The 17,863-nt window shown below is 71.1% G+C and carries 15 protein-coding genes; 10 read left to right on the top strand and 5 right to left on the bottom strand.

Annotated elements, in window-relative coordinates; genetic code table 11:
* The 3 genes from ACFXMF_RS39885 to ACFXMF_RS39875 all read right to left on the bottom strand — a co-directional run.
* A partial coding sequence (locus ACFXMF_RS39885; RefSeq protein WP_380021060.1) for a DUF1116 domain-containing protein occupies nt 1–1,362 on the bottom strand: 1,362 nt, incomplete at its 3' end.
* Nucleotides 1,359–2,837, bottom strand: coding sequence for an FdrA family protein (locus ACFXMF_RS39880; protein WP_360321742.1), 1,479 nt, complete (start codon nt 2,835–2,837; stop codon nt 1,359–1,361). The genes ACFXMF_RS39885 and ACFXMF_RS39880, both read right to left, overlap by 4 nt.
* A complete protein-coding gene (locus ACFXMF_RS39875; protein WP_379990841.1) occupies nt 2,821–3,768 on the bottom strand; it encodes a DUF2877 domain-containing protein in 948 nt (315 codons plus the stop codon). Before ACFXMF_RS39875 ends, ACFXMF_RS39880 begins: the two co-directional genes overlap by 17 nt.
* A 351-nt stretch (nt 3,769–4,119) precedes the next feature.
* Between ACFXMF_RS39875 and ACFXMF_RS39870 the strand changes: the two genes are divergently transcribed.
* The 7 genes from ACFXMF_RS39870 (at nt 4,120) to ACFXMF_RS39840 (ending at nt 13,063) form a co-directional block, all read left to right on the top strand.
* Entirely contained in the window at nt 4,120–5,775 is a 1,656-nt protein-coding gene (locus ACFXMF_RS39870) for a PucR family transcriptional regulator ligand-binding domain-containing protein (protein ID WP_360321748.1), read from the top strand.
* A 259-nt stretch (nt 5,776–6,034) separates the two neighbouring features.
* Nucleotides 6,035–7,513 (top strand): solute carrier family 23 protein, encoded by a 1,479-nt coding sequence (locus tag ACFXMF_RS39865; RefSeq protein WP_360321751.1) that lies wholly within the window; start codon nt 6,035–6,037, stop codon nt 7,511–7,513.
* A 55-nt stretch (nt 7,514–7,568) separates the two neighbouring features.
* On the top strand, nt 7,569–8,489 hold the full coding sequence (locus tag ACFXMF_RS39860; protein WP_360321754.1) for a xanthine dehydrogenase family protein subunit M: 921 nt from the start codon (nt 7,569–7,571) through the stop codon (nt 8,487–8,489).
* A complete protein-coding gene (locus ACFXMF_RS39855; RefSeq protein ID WP_360321757.1) occupies nt 8,489–9,031 on the top strand; it encodes a (2Fe-2S)-binding protein in 543 nt (180 codons plus the stop codon). The genes ACFXMF_RS39860 and ACFXMF_RS39855 overlap by 1 nt, the downstream gene beginning before the upstream one ends.
* On the top strand, nt 9,028–11,466 hold the full coding sequence (cutA, locus tag ACFXMF_RS39850) for an aerobic carbon-monoxide dehydrogenase large subunit (RefSeq protein ID WP_379990840.1): 2,439 nt from the start codon (nt 9,028–9,030) through the stop codon (nt 11,464–11,466). Before ACFXMF_RS39855 ends, cutA begins: the two co-directional genes overlap by 4 nt.
* 15 nt (nt 11,467–11,481) lie before the next feature.
* Entirely contained in the window at nt 11,482–12,132 is a 651-nt protein-coding gene (locus ACFXMF_RS39845; protein WP_379990839.1) for a carbon monoxide dehydrogenase subunit G, read from the top strand.
* A 31-nt stretch (nt 12,133–12,163) separates the two neighbouring features.
* A complete protein-coding gene (locus ACFXMF_RS39840; RefSeq protein WP_379990838.1) occupies nt 12,164–13,063 on the top strand; it encodes a carbon-nitrogen hydrolase family protein in 900 nt (299 codons plus the stop codon).
* A gap of 65 nt (nt 13,064–13,128) precedes the next feature.
* Here ACFXMF_RS39840 and ACFXMF_RS39835 read toward each other — a convergent pair whose 3' ends face one another.
* On the bottom strand, nt 13,129–13,971 hold the full coding sequence (locus ACFXMF_RS39835) for a hypothetical protein (protein ID WP_379990837.1): 843 nt from the start codon (nt 13,969–13,971) through the stop codon (nt 13,129–13,131).
* Nucleotides 13,972–13,982: 11 nt separating this feature from the next.
* A complete protein-coding gene (locus ACFXMF_RS39830) occupies nt 13,983–14,555 on the bottom strand; it encodes a papain-like cysteine protease family protein (protein ID WP_360321771.1) in 573 nt (190 codons plus the stop codon).
* Nucleotides 14,556–14,836: 281 nt separating this feature from the next.
* Here ACFXMF_RS39830 and ACFXMF_RS39825 point away from each other — a divergent pair, with 281 nt between their 5' ends.
* Genes ACFXMF_RS39825 through ACFXMF_RS39815 form a run of 3 tightly spaced genes read left to right on the top strand, consistent with a single transcriptional unit; the run spans nt 14,837 to nt 17,836 of the window.
* Nucleotides 14,837–15,976 (top strand): amidinotransferase, encoded by a 1,140-nt coding sequence (locus tag ACFXMF_RS39825; RefSeq protein WP_360321774.1) that lies wholly within the window; start codon nt 14,837–14,839, stop codon nt 15,974–15,976.
* Nucleotides 15,977–15,983: 7 nt separating this feature from the next.
* Nucleotides 15,984–17,000 (top strand): fatty acid desaturase, encoded by a 1,017-nt coding sequence (locus tag ACFXMF_RS39820; RefSeq protein WP_360321777.1) that lies wholly within the window; start codon nt 15,984–15,986, stop codon nt 16,998–17,000.
* Nucleotides 16,997–17,836 (top strand): hypothetical protein, encoded by an 840-nt coding sequence (locus ACFXMF_RS39815; protein WP_379990835.1) that lies wholly within the window; start codon nt 16,997–16,999, stop codon nt 17,834–17,836. Before ACFXMF_RS39820 ends, ACFXMF_RS39815 begins: the two co-directional genes overlap by 4 nt.
* Nucleotides 17,837–17,863 lie beyond the last annotated feature (27 nt).

The raw sequence follows: 17,863 nt of genomic DNA, 5'->3' as shown, positions 1-17,863 counted from the left end.
CGGCGGGGTGACCAGGCCCGCGCCGACCTGGCCGGTGCCCGCGACCTTGCCGGCGATGCCGGTGTTGATCTGCGGGAGGATGCCGGTGCGGACCACCTTGGTCACGTCGATTCCGGTCGGCGTGCCGCGGAAGTCCAGCACCGGGATCTGGTAGGCCGGGTTCTCCGCGAGGGTGATCTCGTACATCCGGCGGGTGGCCGCGAGCGCGTCGTCCACCTCGCCGCCGATGAACCGCACGATCGCCGGCGCCGCGGCCATCGCGAAGCCGCCGATGCCCGCGGTCTCGGTGATCGCCGAGTCGCCGATGTCCGGGTTGGCGTCGTCCGGGCCGTAGGCGCCCAGGTAGAGGCCGTCCGGGACCTCGGCGGGGCCGGTGTACCAGCGGTCGCCGGTGCCGGAGACCTGGATGCCGAAGTCGGTGCCGTTGCGGGCCATGGCCACCACGAGCGAGGAGCCGGGCACGTCGCGGCCCGCGTCCATGGCCAGCTTGCAGGCGGGCATGTCCAGGTTCAGGAAGAAGTGGTCGTTGCCGCCGACGAAGCGGGCCGCCTCGGCGATGTCCGAGGTCGGCGCGCCGCTGTCGATCATGTTCGGCAGCAGTTCGCGCAGCAGCATCAGGGTGCCCGCGCGGTTGCGGTTGTGGCCCTCGTCGCCCATCTGCAACATCTGCGCGATGATCGCCCGGATGTCGATCGCCTCGCCCGCGCGCACCGCGGTGCGCAGCAGCGGGCCCAGCACCGCCGACATCCAGCGCAGCCGGTCGATCACCTCGGGCCCGTACGCGCCGTAGCGCAGCACCTTGCCCAGGCCCTCGTTCAGCGAGCACCACGCGCGTGTGCCGTGCGTGGTGTCCTCCAGCTCGAACATCCACATCGACGGGCTGACCACACCCGCCATCGGGCCCACCGCGTGGTGGTGATGGCACGAGTCCAGTTCGGCGTGCCCCTCGGCGAGGAACTTCTCCGCCGCCTCGGGCGAGTCGGCCAAGCCCTCGAAGAGCACCGCGCCGATCAGCGCGCCCTTCATCGGCCCGGACGCCCGCGCCCAGTCGATCGGCGGCCCGGCGTGCCGGAACTGCCCGGCCCGCAGACCCAGTGCCTCGCTCGCGGGCTTGACGTCCACCAGATGCGGCGTGGACGCCAGCACCCGCTCGATGGCGACCCGGTTGGCCGCCTCGCGGCGCGCGTCGGCCAGCACGGTGGCCAGCGCGTCGGCGGTGCCGGGCAGCGGCGGACGCCAGTCGACGGCGGTGACCGGGACGGCCTGGGCGGCCAGCGCGTCGGCGAGCAGTTCGGCGCCGACCGTGACCACCGAGGGGTCCCGGGTCAGCAGCGAGCCGCCGTTGGGGTTGGGAGCACTCACGCGTCGAGCCCTTCTACGATCGCCACGGCGCGCCGGGCGGCCTCGGCATTGGACAGGTGGACCTCGGCGCCGGCGGCGGTCAGCGTCCGGGCCTGGGATTCCAGGTCCTGCGGGTCCAGGTCGGTGCCGCACAGCGAGATCAGCACGGTGGGCGCGTTCGGCCCGGCCGCGCGCAGCACCTCGGCCAGGTCGGCGGCCGGGTCCGCGTGCGCGCCGTGGCCGAGCACGACGTCCAGGAGCAGTACGGCGCAGGCCGGGTCGGCCAGTTCCTCGGCGAGCCGCTCCAGGCGCAGGCTCGGGTCGATCATCGGGTGCGGGCGGCCCGCGGTCAGGCCGTCGTCGCCGAAGTCGATCATCAGGTGCCCGGCGGCGCGCAGGTCCGCGGGCAGCGCCCAGTCGGCGCGCAGCGGGATGTTGGACGCGATCGGCCCGAGCCGGTCGGCGGCGATGATCATCGCCTCGTCGCACAGCGTGCCGCCGCAGAACAGCCCGCGCAGCGCGCCGGTGCGGGTGGCACGGGCCGCGTCGGGCCGCCAGACCCGGTCCTGCACACCCGGGTGTCCGATCGCGGCCAGCGCCTTGGTCGCGGCGGCCGTGAGGTCGTCCCGGCCCTGTCCGAGGAAGGCCAACTGCACCGGCGTGCTCAGCGTCGCGGCGTAGCGCTCGACCTCGGCCGCGACCGAGTCGGCGGGCGGCTTGGAGACCACCACGATCAGCTCGGTGGCCGGGTCGGCGTCCAGCATCGCCAGCGCCTGGAGTGTCGAGCGCGCGCCGACCGCCTCGCTCAGGTCGCGGCCGCCCACGCCCAGACAGTGGCTGACGCCGCTGCCGGCCGCGTGCAGCAGGCACATCAGTTCCTGCGATCCGGTGCCGGAGGCGGCCACCAGGCCGATCGGGCCGGGGCGCACCGAGTTGGCGAAGCCCAGCCCGACGCCGCCCACCATGGCGGTGCCGCAGTCGGGGCCCATCACCAGCAGGCCGCGTTCACGGCCGGCGTCCTTGAGCCGGATCTCCTGCTCGACCGGCACGTTGTCGCTGAAGATCAGCACGTCCAGGCCGGCTTCGAGGGCGTCCATCGCCTCGGCGAACGCGTGCGGGCCGGGCACCGAGACCAGGGCCAGGCTCGCACCGGGCGTGGCGTTCGCGGCGGTGCGGATCGTGCGCGGCGGCACGCCGGCGGCGGAGCCGATCCCGGTGCCGCCGCCGGTGGACAACACGAGGGCTTCCTCCAGCACCTCGCGGGCGCGCCGCAGCGTGTCCTCGTCGTCCGCCCGGATCGCCACGATCAGGTCGTTGGGTCCGGCGCCGTCGGGGGTCTCGAAGCCCATGCCCGCCAACAGGCCGACGTTGAGTTCGGTGGCCATCGCGACGAGCGCCTTGGTCACCCCGTCCACCGCGGCTACCGATCGGCTCACCTGCATCAGGCTGACCGAGTCTCGGTATGTTCCGCGGCGCAGCTCAAGCGCGCTGCTCACGGGCGCTCCTTCCTTCGGGGTACGGGAGTTCGGTTCCGTCGCCGGGCCCGTACGGGGCTTCGGCCACGGTTGGTACGGCGCCTGCGTCGGCCGCCTCGGCCCCGGCCAGCACGCCGTGGGCGAGGTCGGCGCCGGAGGTGTGGCCCACCGCCAGCAGGTGGCGCAGGCGCGGGAGTACGTCGGTGCCGCGGCCGACCGCGCCGATCAGGTCGACCAGTTGCGCGCAGCCGTCGCCGCCGGCGGCGTGGCCGAGCAGGGCGGCGGACAGGTCGGTGGTGCGGCCGGGGGCGTGTGCCGCGACCCGGGCGCCGAGGGTGTCGGGTGGCCGATCGCCACCGGGTTCGGGGTCGAGCAGGCGTCGGGCGAGCAGGAAGCCGCACAGCGCGTCGTCGCCGCTGGGGGTCAGCCCCGGGCCCAGGCCGATCAGGCGCAGCGCGGCGGCGGCGGCCCGCTCGGGGTCGGTCGCCGCGTACCGGCCCAGCTCGGCCAGGTCGGCGCGGGTCTGCCCGGACAGCCCGGTGCGGACCGGCGCCAGTGCGCCACGCAGCGCGGCGCGGCCGGCCCGGCGGGCGTCGGCGTCGCCCGGTGCGGGCGGGCGCGGCGGGGTCCACCAGCGGACCGCCGTCACCTCCAGCGCGCCCAGGCCCACCCGACCGTCGCCGATCCGGGCGTCGATGCGGCCGGCCGGCCCGGGGAAGGGCGACGCGGCGGTGCGGGCGGTGAGCACGACGGCGTTGGGCAGCCGGACCGCGTCGTGGGTGCACAGGGTCAGGACGGTGCCGTCCGGGTCGGCCAGGTAGATCGCGGCCGGGAAGACGCCGAGCACCCGGGCGGGCCGACTCGGCCGCTCCAGCACGGCACGCAGGCGTACCGAGGCCGAACCCGGCACCGACCTCGCCGCCGGCTCGTCGTGCTCTCCCGGGCCTACCACGATGGTGCCTCCCGGGAACGGTGCGGATGCGAGCGGTACGGATGCGAAGCGGTGCGCGGTCGGTGCGGTGCGGTGCGGGATCGAAGCGGATTCGAGAACGGTTTCGAGGCGGTGCGGAGCCGATGCGATACGGAACGAAGCCGTGCGTGCCGGTGGTGAACGCGGTGTGGTCGAGGCCCCCGGGTCGGGTGAGCGACGAGGTGACTGCTTTCCCGAAACGACTTGAATCGGACCGCTCTATGTCTGTTGTGAACGTAATCCAATGGCTATGGTCCTCGAATGGAGCAAGTTGCCAACCTTGGCGCACTTAATTCGCGTAATTTGCCAAGCCCTGGGGAAGGCCCCGGCGGCGTGCGAACCGCGAGTACCGGCACGCTCGTTCGCGGCGTGTCGGTCCGCGACGTGCTGAGCCTCTCCAGCCTGTCCGGCGCCCGACTGATGGCGGGAGAGCGCGGCTTGGACCGCGTCGTCCAGCGGCTCAACGTGATGGAGGTCCCGGACATCCTGCCCTGGACCAAGCCGCACGAACTCCTGCTGACCACCGGCTACCCGCTGCGCGAGACCCCGCAGTCGTTGTGCGACCTGGTCACCGAGCTGGAGTCGCGCCGGCTGGCCGCAGTGGGCATCAAGCTGGGCCGCTACCTGGACGAGTTGCCCGCCGACATGCTGGCGGCCGCCGATCGGGTGGGCCTGCCGATCATCCGGCTGGCCGACGACGTCGCTTTCGACGACATCCTCAACCAGGTGCTCACCGACATCCTCAACCGGCAGGCCGCGGTGTTGGCCCGCTCCGAGGAGGCGCACCGCGCGCTGGTCAGCGTGGTGCTCGCGGGCGGCGGCCTGGAGGCGATCACCGACGAACTCAGCCGGCTGCTCGGCGGCACCGTCATGGTCACCACGCCCGACGGCCGGCTGCTCGCCTCCTCCGCCTCGGAGGGCGTCGAGGCCAAGGCGTCCGGGCGCGGCGTGTTCGACGCCACCGGCCGGTTCCGGGTCGAGCGCTTCAAGCACGGCGCGCGGGCCCTGGAGGAGCCCGCCGCCAAGGTGGCGTTGGTGCCGATCCTGGCCGGCGCCCTGGACCACGGCCGGGTGGTGCTGATCTCCGCCGGCCGCACGCTCGACGAGAGCGACATCCAGGTGTTGGAACGCGCCGCCGCCACCGCGGCGCTGGTGATCACCAAGGAACTCGCGGTCGCCGCCGTGGAGAGCAAGTACCAGGGCGACTTCATGCGCGACCTGCTGGCCGGCCGGGCCGGCGATCCGGCGCACACCGTCCGGCACTGCGCCTCGCTCGGCTGGGCGATCGACCGCCCGCTGACCGTGGTGGTCGCGCAGCTCGAACCCGGCGAGGGCCCCGACCCGGAGAGCGACGACCTGCGGCCCGCACACGAACGCTTCGCCACCGCGTGGGGCATCGTGGTGCGCGAACGCGATCCGCGCGCGGCCGTGGTCGGCTACAGCCAGGAGGTCGTGGTGGTGATGGGCGCCTCCGAGCGCACCCCGCCCGGCGAACTGGTCCGACACATGGTCGCCCAGGTCTCCGGCGACGGCGGTGGCGGACGCCGCTCGTTCTCCACCGGCGTCAGCCGCGTGGTCACCGACCCGGCGCTGCTGCCCGAAGCCTACGAACAGGCCCGCCGCGCGGCCAAGGTCGGCCGGCAGATGCACGGCCCGGGCGGCATCGCCGACTTCGACAGCCTGGGTGTGTACCGGCTGCTCAGCCTGGTCCCCGACTCCGCCGAACTGACCAGTTTCATGCGGGAGACGCTCGGGGAACTCGCGAGTCGCGAGGACGAGGAGACCACCGACCTGCGCACCACCCTGGAGGTGCTGCTGGACACCAACCTCAACGTCGCCGAGACGGCCCGGATCCTGCACTTCCACTACAACACGCTGCGCTACCGGATCGGGAAGCTGGAACGGCTGCTCGGCGCGTTCACCACCGATTCGCATCTGCGGCTCAACATCATGCTGGCGCTCCAGGTCCGCCGCATGCGCGGGCTGTAGCGTAACGCGCACGTACGGAGAGACCCTTGGTTGTTCATCCATACGCCGACACACGAAGGCAACAAACCTTGGGTGAATTCCACAACACCGCCGGGCCGGATCTGTCACCTATCACCCAAGCCGCAGTGTCCGACCCGTCCATAACCTTCCCCCAACCTCGTGGCGAGAACGGCGGACTCCACCGGATCGCGCTCACCGTGCCGGGTCGTGCGACAACGAATCGCCCTCGCACCCCCCTACGCCTGGAAGGCGGCTGAACATGGCACTCGGCTTGGGATGGAAGCTCTACGGGGACGGCAGCACCCCACCTCCGGGTGAGGTCGTACGCCCCGACGAACGGCTCTCGTGGGGTCGGACCATCGGTCTGGGAGCACAACACATCGTCGCGATGTTCGGCGCGACATTCGTATTCCCGGTGGTCATGGGTCTGGACCCGAACCTGGCCATCATGATGTCGGGTCTGGCCACGGTGGTCTTCCTGCTCATCGTGCAGGGCAAGATCCCCAGCTACCTCGGCACCAGCGCCGCGTTCGTCGGCGCGGTCGCCACCATCCGCGCCGCCGGCGGCTCCAGCGCCACGGTGACCGGAGCGATCCTGATCGCCGGCGCCGTACTCGCGCTCGCCGGTGTGCTGATCCACCTGCTCGGCGCCGAACTCGTCAACAAGGCCCTGCCGCCGGTGGTCACCGGCGCCGTGGTGTTGCTGATCGGTTTCAACCTGGCGCCGGTGGTGGCCGAGGTCTACTGGCCGCAGGACCAGTGGATCGCCCTGCTGACGATGACCGCCGTGATCGCGATGACCGTGCTGCTGCGCGGCTTCTGGTCCCGCATCGCGATCTTCCTCGGCCTGGTCTTCGGCTACGCGCTGTCGTGGTTGTTCGACAAGGGCTTCGGCCAGATCACCTCGGTCCAGCCCGGTCAGCACGACGGCAAGGCATTCGCGCACGACCGGGTCGACTTCTCCGGCGTCACCTCCGCCGACTGGTTCGGGATGCCCTCCACGCACGCCCCGGACTTCAAGACCTCGGCGATCCTGGTCGCGCTGCCCGCCGTGATCGCGCTGATCGCGGAGAACGCCGGTCACGTCAAGGCGGTCTCCGAGATGACCGGCGCCGACCTGGACGGCAGCCTGGGCAAGGCGATCACCGCGGACGGCCTGGGCACCATGATGGCCAGCGCGGTCGGCGGCTCGCCCACCACCACCTACGCCGAGAACATCGGCGTCATGGCGGCCACCCGGGTCTACTCCACGGCCGCCTATTACGTGGCCGCCGTCGTCGCCGTGCTGTTCGGCCTGTGTCCCAAGTTCGGCGCCCTGATCGCGGCCACCCCCGGCGGTGTGCTCGGCGGGATCACCGTCGTGCTCTACGGCATGATCGGCCTGCTCGGCGCGAAGATCTGGATCGAGAACAAGGTCGACTTCGCCAACCCGATCAACCTGGTCCCGGTCGCGGCCGGCGTGGTGATCGGCATCGGCGGCGTCGCGATCAAGTTCAACGACGACTTCACCATCGAGGGCATCGCGCTGGGCACCATAGTCACGCTGGTGATCTACCACGCCCTGCACGCCCTGGCCCCCGCACACATGCGCGACCCCAAGGCCCCGGTCGACGTCGAACTGGAGGGCGGCACCGCGCTGTCCCTGGGCACCGTCGAGGAACACCGGCCCGCGGCACAGCCGTTGGCCGGCTCCACCGCCGCCGCTCCGCCGAAGAAGGCGCCGCCGACGTCGAGCTGACGCCGACCCACCCGACGCGCACCACCGCACGCGAACACCAGGAGGAGACGACACCGTGAAGCCGCCGGCATTCCGATATCACGCACCGACCGATCTCGCCGAGGCTCTCGACGCCCTCGACGCGGTCGGCCACGACGGGAAGGTCCTCGCCGGCGGCCAGAGTCTGATTCCGATGCTCAACATGAGACTCGCGGCCCCGGCCCACCTGGTGGACATCAACGGGCTCGCCGAACTCTCCTACGTCCGCACCGACCCCGGCGGCGTCGCGGTGGGCGCGCTCGCCCGGCACGCCGAGGTCGAGGCGGACGAGGCCGCACACGCGGTCGTCCCCCTGCTGCGCCAGGGTCTGCGCCTGGTCGCCCACCCGGTGATCCGCAACCGCGGCACCACCGTGGGCAGCCTCGCGCACGCCGACCCCTCCGGCGAGATGACCGCGGTGCTGGCCCTGCTCGGCGGCTCGATGACCCTGGCCCGCAAGGGTGCCACCCGCACGGTCGCCGCCGAGGACTTCTTCCTCGGACCGCTGGAATCGTGCATCGAAGCCGGCGAGTTGGCCGTGGCCGCGCACTTCCCGCACCTGCCCGGCCGCACCGGCACCGAGTTCACCGAGATCGCCCGCCGACACGGCGACTACGCGATGTGCGGCGTCGCGGCGGCGGTCACCGTCGACGACGACCTGCGGATCGTCTCGGCCCGCGCCGCCTACCTCTCGCTCTCGCCCGTCCCGCTCGTGCTCGACCTGACCGACGCGCTGATCGGCCGCACCGCGGACACCGCGGTCTGGGAGGACGCGGCGAAGCTGGCCGCCGGCAGCCTGGAGCCCGAGCCGGACATCCACGCCACCGCCGAGTACCGCATGCAGTTGGCCGGCGTACTCACCGCCCGCGCCCTGCGCACCGCCACCGAACGCGCGGCCCTGGTCGACCCGAACCCCACCGCACCGAGCAGCACCGGCACCGACGAGCGGAGCGCCTGATGACCGAGACGCAGATCCCCACCGAGCAACGCCTCGACATCCGGCTGAACGTGAACGGCGTCCTGCGCACCGCCACCGTCACCCCGCGCCGGCTGCTCTCCGACTGCCTGCGCCACGATCTGGGGCTGACCGGCACCCACGTGGGCTGCGAGCACGGGGTGTGCGGCGCGTGCACGATCCGGGTGGACGGCAAGCCGATGCGCGGCTGCCTGATGTTCGCGGTCAGCGCCCAGGGCCACGAGATCACCACGGTCGAGGGACTGGCCGACGCCGACGGCACCATGCACCCCGTGCAGCAGGCGTTCCGCGAGTGCCACGGCCTCCAGTGCGGCTTCTGCACCCCCGGCTTCCTCACCGTCGTCTCCGCCTTCCTGGAGGAGAACCCGGCACCCACCGAGGAGGAGGCCCGCGAGGCCGTCTCCGGCAACCTGTGCCGCTGTACCGGGTACCAGAACATCGTGAAGTCGGTACTGCGCGCCGCCGAGATCACCGACGAACGCCGGGCCGCGCAGGCCGAGCAGGCCGAGGGGGACGCCCGATGACCACCAAGATGTTCGGCGCACCCGTACAGCGCACCGAGGACCTGAGGCTGCTGGTCGGCAACGGCCGCTACCTCGACGACCTGGGCCAGGGCGCCTACGAGGCCGCCTTCGTGCGCAGTCCGCACGCCCGGGCCAGGGTCACCGGGATCGACGTCACCGGCGCGCTCGACGTCGACGGCCTGATCGCGATCTACACCTACGAGGACCTGTCCGGCCGGGTCGCCGAGCCGCTGCCGCTGCTCATCCCGCACCCCTCGCTCACCCACGGCCGTACCGCCTACCCGCTGGCCAAGGAGTTCGTCAACCACGTCGGCGAGGCCGTGGTGATGGTCGTCGCCCGGGACCGTTACCTGGCCGAGGACGCCTGCGAGCGGATCACCGTCGAGTACGAACCGCTGCCGCCGGTGGTGGGCATCGAGAACGCCCACCGCGCCGAGCGCCTGGTGCACGACGACGTGCCGGGCAACTGCGCCGCGCACTTCGTCCAGGAGGTCGGCGATGCGCCCGCCGCGATCGCCGCCGCGCCGAACCGGCTGGAGCTCAAGCTCGACATCGAGCGCAGCGCGTGCATGCCGATGGAGGGCCGGGGCGTCTACGCCCGCTGGGACGCGGCCGACGCGAGCCTGCGGGTGTACACCTCCACCCAGACCTCCACCGGCGTACGCGCCGCCGTGGCCGCCAAGTTGGACCTGCCGCTGGACCGCGTCGAGTGCGTCACCCCCGACGTCGGCGGCGGCTTCGGCGTCAAGATCGTGCACCCCTGGCCCGAGGAGATCCTGATCCCGTGGGCGGCCCGGCTGCTCGACCACGAGGTCAAGTGGACCGAGGACCGCCGCGAACACTTCATCTCCGCCGCCCACGAACGCGGCCAACTCCAGACGGTACGGGTCGGGTTCGACGACGACGGCCGACTGCTGGGCCTGGACGTGGAGATCCTGCACGACAACGGCGCCTACACGCCGTACGGGATCATCGTCCCGATCATCACCTCCACCCAGTTGCTCGGCCCGTACAAGCCCGGCGCCTACCGGGTGGACTTCCGCAGCCTCTACACCAACACGGTGATAGTGACGCCGTATCGCGGCGCCGGCCGCCCACAGGGCGTGTTCGCGATGGAGCGGGCGATGGACGCGATCGCCGACCACCTGGGCAAGGACCGCACCCAGGTGCGCGCGGTCAACTTCATCCAGCCGGACGAAATGCCGTACGACCACGGGCTGTTGTTCCAGGACGGCCGGCCGCTGATCTACGACTCGGGCGACTTCCCGGCGTCGCTGGACGCGCTCAAGAAGTTGGTCGGCTGGGACGAGTTCGAGGCGTACCGGGCGCAGGCGCGGGCCGAGGGTCGTCGGGTCGGGATCGGCGTGGCGTGCTACGTCGAGGGCACCGGGGTGGGCCCGTACGAGGGCGGCCACGTCCAGGTCGAGACCACCGGCAAGGTCAACGTGGCCACCGGGCTGACCAGCCAGGGCCAGGGGCACCAGACGGTGTTCGCGCAGATCGTCGCGGACGAGTTGGGCGTGCCGATCGAGGACGTCACGGTGACCACCGGCGACACTCGCCGATTCCCCTACGCGGTGGGCACGTTCGCCTCGCGGGCGGCGGTGATGAGCGGCAACGCCATCGCGCTGGCGGCGCGCAACGTCAAGGCCAAGGCGCTGCGGATCGCGGGCGAGGCGCTGGAGGCGGATCCGCGCGACCTGGAGATCGTCGACGGGCACGTGCGGGTCAAGGGCAGCCCCGGTTCGTCCGTCGCGCTCGGCACGGTCGCGGTGTTGTCCAACCCGCTGCGCTACGCCTTCGACGAGGCGTCCCAGGCGGCCACCCAGCTCACCGGCACCGCCGACCTGACCAAGCCGCCGGTGGCCGAGGACGACGAACCCGGCCTGGAGGGCCGCGACTACTACTCGCCGCCGACCGCGACCTTCGCCAACGGCATGCACGCGGTGATCGTGGAGACCGATCCGGACACCGCCGAGATCCGCGTCCTGCGCTACTGCGTCGTGCACGACTGCGGACACCTGATCAACCCGATGATCGTCGAGGGCCAGGTGCACGGCGGCGTCGCCCAGGGTGTCGGCGGCGCACTGTACGAGCGCATGGAGTACGACGAGCACGGCCAGTTGGTCAACGCCTCGTTCATGGACTTCCTGATGCCGTACGCCAGCGAGGTGCCCAAGATCGAGATCGACCACCTGGAGACTCCCTCCCCGCTCAACCCGCTCGGCATCAAGGGCGCGGGCGAGGCGGGGGTGATTCCCGCGGCGGCCGTGTTCGCCTCCGCGATCGAGGACGCCGAGGGCTTCCCGATCGTGCGGATGCCGATCCAGCCGTCCGAACTCTTCCACCTGCGCAAGCGGTTCGCCGCCGGCGAGATCCCGGCCCTGCGCCGCGGCGCCGACCACGAGCCCGCCCCGCGCAGCGCCCACCGTTAAGGAGCACGACCCAGCATGAAGGTCCAAGGAAACGCCATCCTGAACGCGCCGGCCGACAAGGTCTGGGCCGCGCTGAACGACCCGGCGGTACTGACCCGCACCATCCCCGGCTGCGAGAAGCTGGAGGAGACCGGTCCGGACGCGTACCGGATGACGGTGACGATGGGCGTCGCCTCGATCAAGGGCACCTACCTGGGCAACGTGCAGCTCACCGACCAGGTGCCGCCGGGCTCGTTCATGCTCAAGGCGTCCGGCTCCGGCGGCCCGGGCACGGTCAGCGCGGAGGTCAAGGTCACCCTCGCGGACATCGACGGCGGGCGCACCCGGCTGGAGTACGACGCCGAGGCCGTGGTGGGCGGCGTCATCGGCGGAGTCGGGCAGCGCATGCTCACCGGGGTCGCCAAGAAGACGGCGGGTGAGTTCTTCAAGTCGGTCGACAAGATCCTGACCGGACAGACGCCGCTCACCCCGGTGCCCGCGGCGGTCAACGGAACTCCCGTGGTGGCGACGGCCGATGGCGTCGCGGCCGCGCCGGCTCTGCCGGCCGGGACGTTCGCGGCGCCGGCCGCCTCGCTCGGCGACGACTTCGCCAAGGGCGCCCTGTTCGGCGCCGCGGTGGCCCTGCTCGGTGCGATCGTCGGCGGCGTGATCGCCCGTCGGCGCTGATCCGTCCTCGCCTGCACGGAAAGGAGCAACCATGCGTGCCTTCACGGCGGCGGCCGTCCAGGTCGTCCCCCGACCCGGACCGCTCACGGCGGCAGTGGTCGAGGCGAACATCGCCCACGCGCTGGACTGGGTGACCCGCTGCGTCGAGTCCACCGGCGCCGAGCTGGTGGTGCTGCCGGAAAGCGTGACCACCGGTTTCACCCCGGCGCTGAGCGCCGAGGAGCTGTGGGACCTGGTCGACGACGTCCCCGGCGCGCTCACCGAGCCGTTCCAGGAGCGGGCCCGGGAGTTGGGCGTGCACCTGGTGTGGGGCACCTACGAGCGCGGCGACGACCGGGGCGTGGTGTACAACTCGTCCGTGCTGGCCGGGCCGGACGGCCGGGTGCTCGGCGTCTACCGCAAGACCCACCCGTTCGGGCCCGAACTGCGGTCGCGCGGTGGGTGGGTGACGCCGGGTGAGTACGTCAGCGTGGTGGAGACCGACCTCGGTCGGATCGGCATGATCATCTGCTTCGACGGCGACTACCCGGAGTTGAGCCGGATCCAGGCCGTGCACGGCGCCGAGATCATCTGCCGCCCGTCGGCGCTGCTGCGTTCCGCCGACCTGTGGGAACTGACCTGCCGGGCCAGGGCGTACGACAACCACGTCTACGTGATCGGCGCCAACGCCACCGGCAGCGACCCGGCCGGCGTGTTGTACTTCGGCAATTCGATGATCGTCACGCCGGGCGCGGAGGTCGTCGCGCGCGGTTCCTCGCACGAGGGGTGGGTCTCGGCCCGGCTGGACCCGGAGCGGGCGCTGGCATCGTTGACCCCGGGTTCGAACATCCCCCAGGTCTTCGACCACTTGGCGGATCGCAACCTGGACCTGATCGCGAACTACGCGGAGGACCTGGTCCGTCCGGCGAAGACGAGTTTCCCGCACGGGTAGACGCCGGCCCCTCGCTTCGCCCCGGTCCCCCCTGTGTCGGCGGGGGCCGGGGCGAAGGGCGGGGTTCAGCCGGTGTGCCCGCGCCGCCGGCGGAGCAGGAAGGCGGCGCCGCCCGCGAGTACGAGTGCCGCGCTCGAACCGCCGACCACCAGTGCGGTGGCGGACGAGTCGTCCGCCGGGTCGGCGGTGGCGAAGCCGCTGGACATGCCCTTGGTGTCGTAGTCCGACCCGGGCAGCTTGTCCGCGTAGCGAGCCTTGACCAGCTTCTGGTAGTCGCCGAGCGAGGCCGTGGACCGGCCGCCCAGACCCTCCATGGCCTGGTCGTCGAGCGCCTCGACGGTGGTGGCCTTGAGCCGGTACCAGGCGTGCAGTTGCGGCTCGGTGAACACCGCGGTGCCCGCCTCGGCCTTGCCGGCGTACGTGCTGTCGACATCGCCGTCCCGAACGGCCGCCAGGTGCCAGCCGCCGCCCTGGGTCGGGGCGAGCATGACGGTGGCATTGCGGCCGTTGACGGGGACGTCCAGCGAGGCCACGAGATGGCTGAGCGCGATGGCCTGGCCGGGGATCGGCAGGGCCGTGCCGGCCACGAAGTCCGGCGTGATCTCGTTGACCGCCAGCGGGTCCTTCACGGTGAACACCGGCAGGTCCCGGCACGGTTCGGGATTGTCCGGAATGTTCACCGGCGTCCGGGAGTCGCCCTGGGGCAGCGGTACGGAGAGGAAGCGGCAGACGGCGTTGTGCACCTCGGCGGACTTCACCAGGTCCAGCGCGGCCTGCGGGTCGGGGATGTCCGCGGCGCCGGCCGGACCGACGGCGGTCAGCAGTGCCGACGCGCTCAGTGCCAGGACGGCGGACAGTCGGACGGAACGATTCCTCTTGTGGGTGATGGACGTGTCTGGGTCTCGCATGTCGCCTCCTTCTACTGGGAGATGCCGGTCCTGGAGTGGGTCCACACAAACGAGCTGTTGTTCACATAGTCGTTGTAGTTCCACCACGTGTAGGTCTGGGTGTCCTTCCACGGATCGCCCACGCCGATGGTGTTGTTCGAGGTGTCGTAGCCGTAGACGACATTCATGTGGCCACCGCCGGATCTCCAGCCGATGCGGGCGCCGATCGGCCGGGCGGCCTTGACGTCGGTGCTCACCTCGTTGAACGTCGCCGCCCTGGAGAGGCCGGTACCGGTCTGCTTCATGCCCAGGCTCGACCAGGCGTTCGCCATGTCCTGGAGCGTGGCGGGCTGGTTGTCGCAGCTCAGACCGCTGTTCTTCGCGGCGGCGCGGGTGCAGAAGTCCGCCTGGGTGGTGCCGTAGCCCTGGAACTTGGCGATGGTGAGTCCGGAGGCCACCCAGCACCACTGGGTCTTCTCCTGCTTGAGCATGGTGATTTGGTCGTAGTTGCTTTCCGCCCGGGCCGTGCCGCTCGCGACGAGAAGCAACCCCGAGGCCGTCAACGCGATGACGGACGCGCCGTTCGCGAACCGGAATCTGCTCATACTCCTGCTTTCCTGTGTGGACATGACGATTTTCGAGCGATCCTGCGATCACATGACAGCGCGAAATGTCCACGTCGCCTACGCGCCACCCGGGAACGACACCCGAAGGAACGAGCCGTCGTATAAGCACAGGGAAGTCCCCACGACGCACCCCAGCCGAACAAACTTAACGTGATGGGGTTGTCTCCAAGGGTGACCATGGCGTTCCATCTGTTACAGGCCATGCACTCTGTGCGACGAGTGCGGCCCGGCCGGCCGAGCCACCCGACGAGGAGTGGACCATGAGTCTCGACCATCTGGACGCAGTCACCACACCGACCGCCCCACCGCAACCGAAGACCCTTACCGGCAACCCCGGTTCGGGGTATCCCGTCGGCTCCTACACGGAGTGGGATCCACTGGAAGAGGTGATCGTCGGCATCGTCGACGGCGCCGGCTTCCCCACCTGGCATATGTCCCTGCCACCGGTCCTGCCCGCCGACCAACACGCGACCTTCAGAAACCGGGCCGGCCGCCCCTTCCCCGCCGAGCAGGTCGAGGCCGCCCGCCGGGAGTTGGAGGGGTTCGTCCATCTCCTCGAAGCCGAGGGGGTGACCGTGCGCCGCCCGGAACCCATCCCCCAGCAGCAGGAGTACCGCACCCTGGACTGGACCAGCACCGGCATGTACGCGGCGATGCCCCGCGACGCGCTGTTGGTGGTCGGCGACGAGATCATCGAATGCCCGATGGCCTGGCGGTCGCGCTACTTCGAGACGCTGGCCTACCGGCCGCTCCTGAAGGAGTACTTCCACGCCGGGGCCCGATGGAGCGCGGCACCCAAACCGGAACTCAAGGACGAGCAATACGACCAGGATTGGACTGATCCCGGCGAGGACGGCCCGACCCGACTGGTGGTCACCGAGTTCGAACCGACCTTCGATGCCGCCGACTTCACCCGCTGCGGGCGCGACATCATCGCCCAGACCAGCAATGTCACCAACACCTTCGGCATCGAGTGGCTGCGTCGCCACCTGGGCGACGAATACCGGATCCACGTCTTCGAGTTCGAGGATTCGCATCCGATGCACATCGACGCCACGTTGGTGCCGATGGCCCCCGGGAAGCTGCTGATCCACCCGGACCGGGTCCCCGAGGTGCCGAAGCTGTTCAAGGGGTGGGATGTAATGGCCGCCCCGCAGCCGGTCATCCCCGACGGGCATCCGCTCTACATGACCAGCAAGTGGCTCAACATGAACATCTTGATGCTGGACGAGAACCGCGTCGTCGTGGAGCGCCAGGACGAGCCGATGATCGACGCGATGCGCAGGTTCGGCTTCACGCCCATCCCGTGCGACTTCCGCAACTTCAACAGCTTCGGCGGCTCGTTCCATTGCGCCACGCTCGATGTGCGCCGGCGCGGCACGCTCGAATCCTACCTGTGAGGTCACGGTGACGCGGATCTGGCGGAACACCCCGAAGGACGCGCTTCTCCTGGGCCTGAGCGTGGCCCAGTTCGCCACCACCGTCTGGCTGGCGGTGCGCTGGGACGACGCCTCGATCCCGGCGCAGGCGGGCGGGACCGCCGCGCTCGCGGTGATGACGGCCTACAACATCATCGTGGTCTCCCATCTGTTCGCGCACGTGCCCTGGTTCACCTCCGATCGACTGAACGCGGCCGTGTCGGTGCTCAATTCGGCCAACATCGGCCAGTCCGTGCAGGCGTACCGACTCACCCACGTGCGCAACCACCATCGGTTCAACAACGACGCGCCGGGCGTGGACGGGACCACCCGCGACACCACCTCGACCTACCGCGGGGGCAAGGACGGCGAGCACGCCCCGCTGCTGCGCTACGCGCTCGGCGGGGCCCTGGAGTCGTTGCTCGACCGTGCCCGCGAAGTGTCGTACGTGGTCCGACTGTGGCGGGTCGGTCCGGGCGAGAGCACGCTGCACGCGCTGGCCTCGCGCCGGGAGAGTCGGCGGCGCAGCGAACTGCGGCTGATCCGGGCGGATCGGGCGGCGCACGTGCTCACCCCCGCGCTGCTCGCGGTGATCTCCTGGCAGTGGCTGCTGTTGAGCTACCTGCCGGCCTTCTTCGTGGCCCTGACCATGGTGAACGTGCAGAACTACTACCGGCATTACGGAGCCGACCCGGGCTCGCGGGCGGCCGACTCGGTGAGCCACTACGGGCGGTTGTACAACCTGCTCACCTTCAACGACGGCTTCCATCAGGAACACCATCTGAGCCCGGGCATGCACTGGTCGAAGATGCCGCAGGTGCGCGAGCGCAACTGGGCCAGGTTGGCCGCCGGGCCGCGAATAATCAGCCCGGTTCCGGCGATGCTCGGATTCCTCGATCGGGGGCGGCCGTTGCTGCATCGGGAGGCGGCGGGCAGGGCGGCCGGCGCATCGGGTGCGTCGGGGGCTTCCGGTGGCTCCGTGACCGAATTCGGGAGTGCGTCGTGATCACCGGGCGGGCGTTGCCCGCGACGGGATTTCGTGTCCACGAGACGGCGCGCGTGGTGGACCTGTCCGCCGTGCGCGACGTGCTGCACGGCGAGTTGGCCGCCCATCGGGTGACCGGGTTCCTCACCCCGCAGGAGTGTGCGCGCATCACCGCCAACTTCTGGGCCTCGGAGCGGCGTACCCCGCGCTACGGGGCGGGACAGGACGGCGTCGAAGGGTACTTCGTCGGGGCCTCGCACATCGAGAAGACCACCGCGGAATACCTCTCCGAGGTGGCGAAGTCGGCGGATGCGGTCGCGGCCCTGTACGAGGGTGCCTTCGATCCGGTGGCGGCCCTGCGCGACGCGCTGGTCGACGAGGGCGTGGTGCCCGGGGCCCGCCCGGCGGTGCACGGCGACCAGGCGGCGGGCGACTCGAAGGCGGTGTGCTGGAACCAGACCGGCGCGTACCAACTCATGCCGCACGACGATGTCGCCCAGCTTCGCGACCCGCTCCAGGCGGGTTTCGAGATCCAGCGGTTGTCCCGGGTGATGGCCGTCAACGTCTACCCGCAGGTTCCGCAGGGGACCGGCGCGTTGCGGTTGTGGAACGTCGAACCGGACGACGCGTCACGGGCGGCCCTGGGCTTGACGTACAGCGGCTTTCCGTATCCGCCGGAGTTGTTGGCCGGCCACGCCCACCTGACGCTGCCGGTCGGCGGCGGCGATCTGTGCGTGATCGACGGCAACCTCGCGCATGCGGTGGTGGGCAGCGAACACGCCGAGCCCGCCGCGCGATTGTTGCTGACGTGCTTCACGGCCCTGGGCGGTGATGGCGAACTGGTCTGGTGGACCTGAGCGTTCGGGACGCGCTTGGGGAACGGG

Origin of the sequence: Embleya sp. NPDC059213, assembly GCF_042754445.1 — a bacterium.
Taxonomy (GTDB): domain Bacteria; phylum Actinomycetota; class Actinomycetes; order Streptomycetales; family Streptomycetaceae; genus Embleya.
This window is presented reverse-complemented; position numbering and strand designations above follow the sequence as displayed.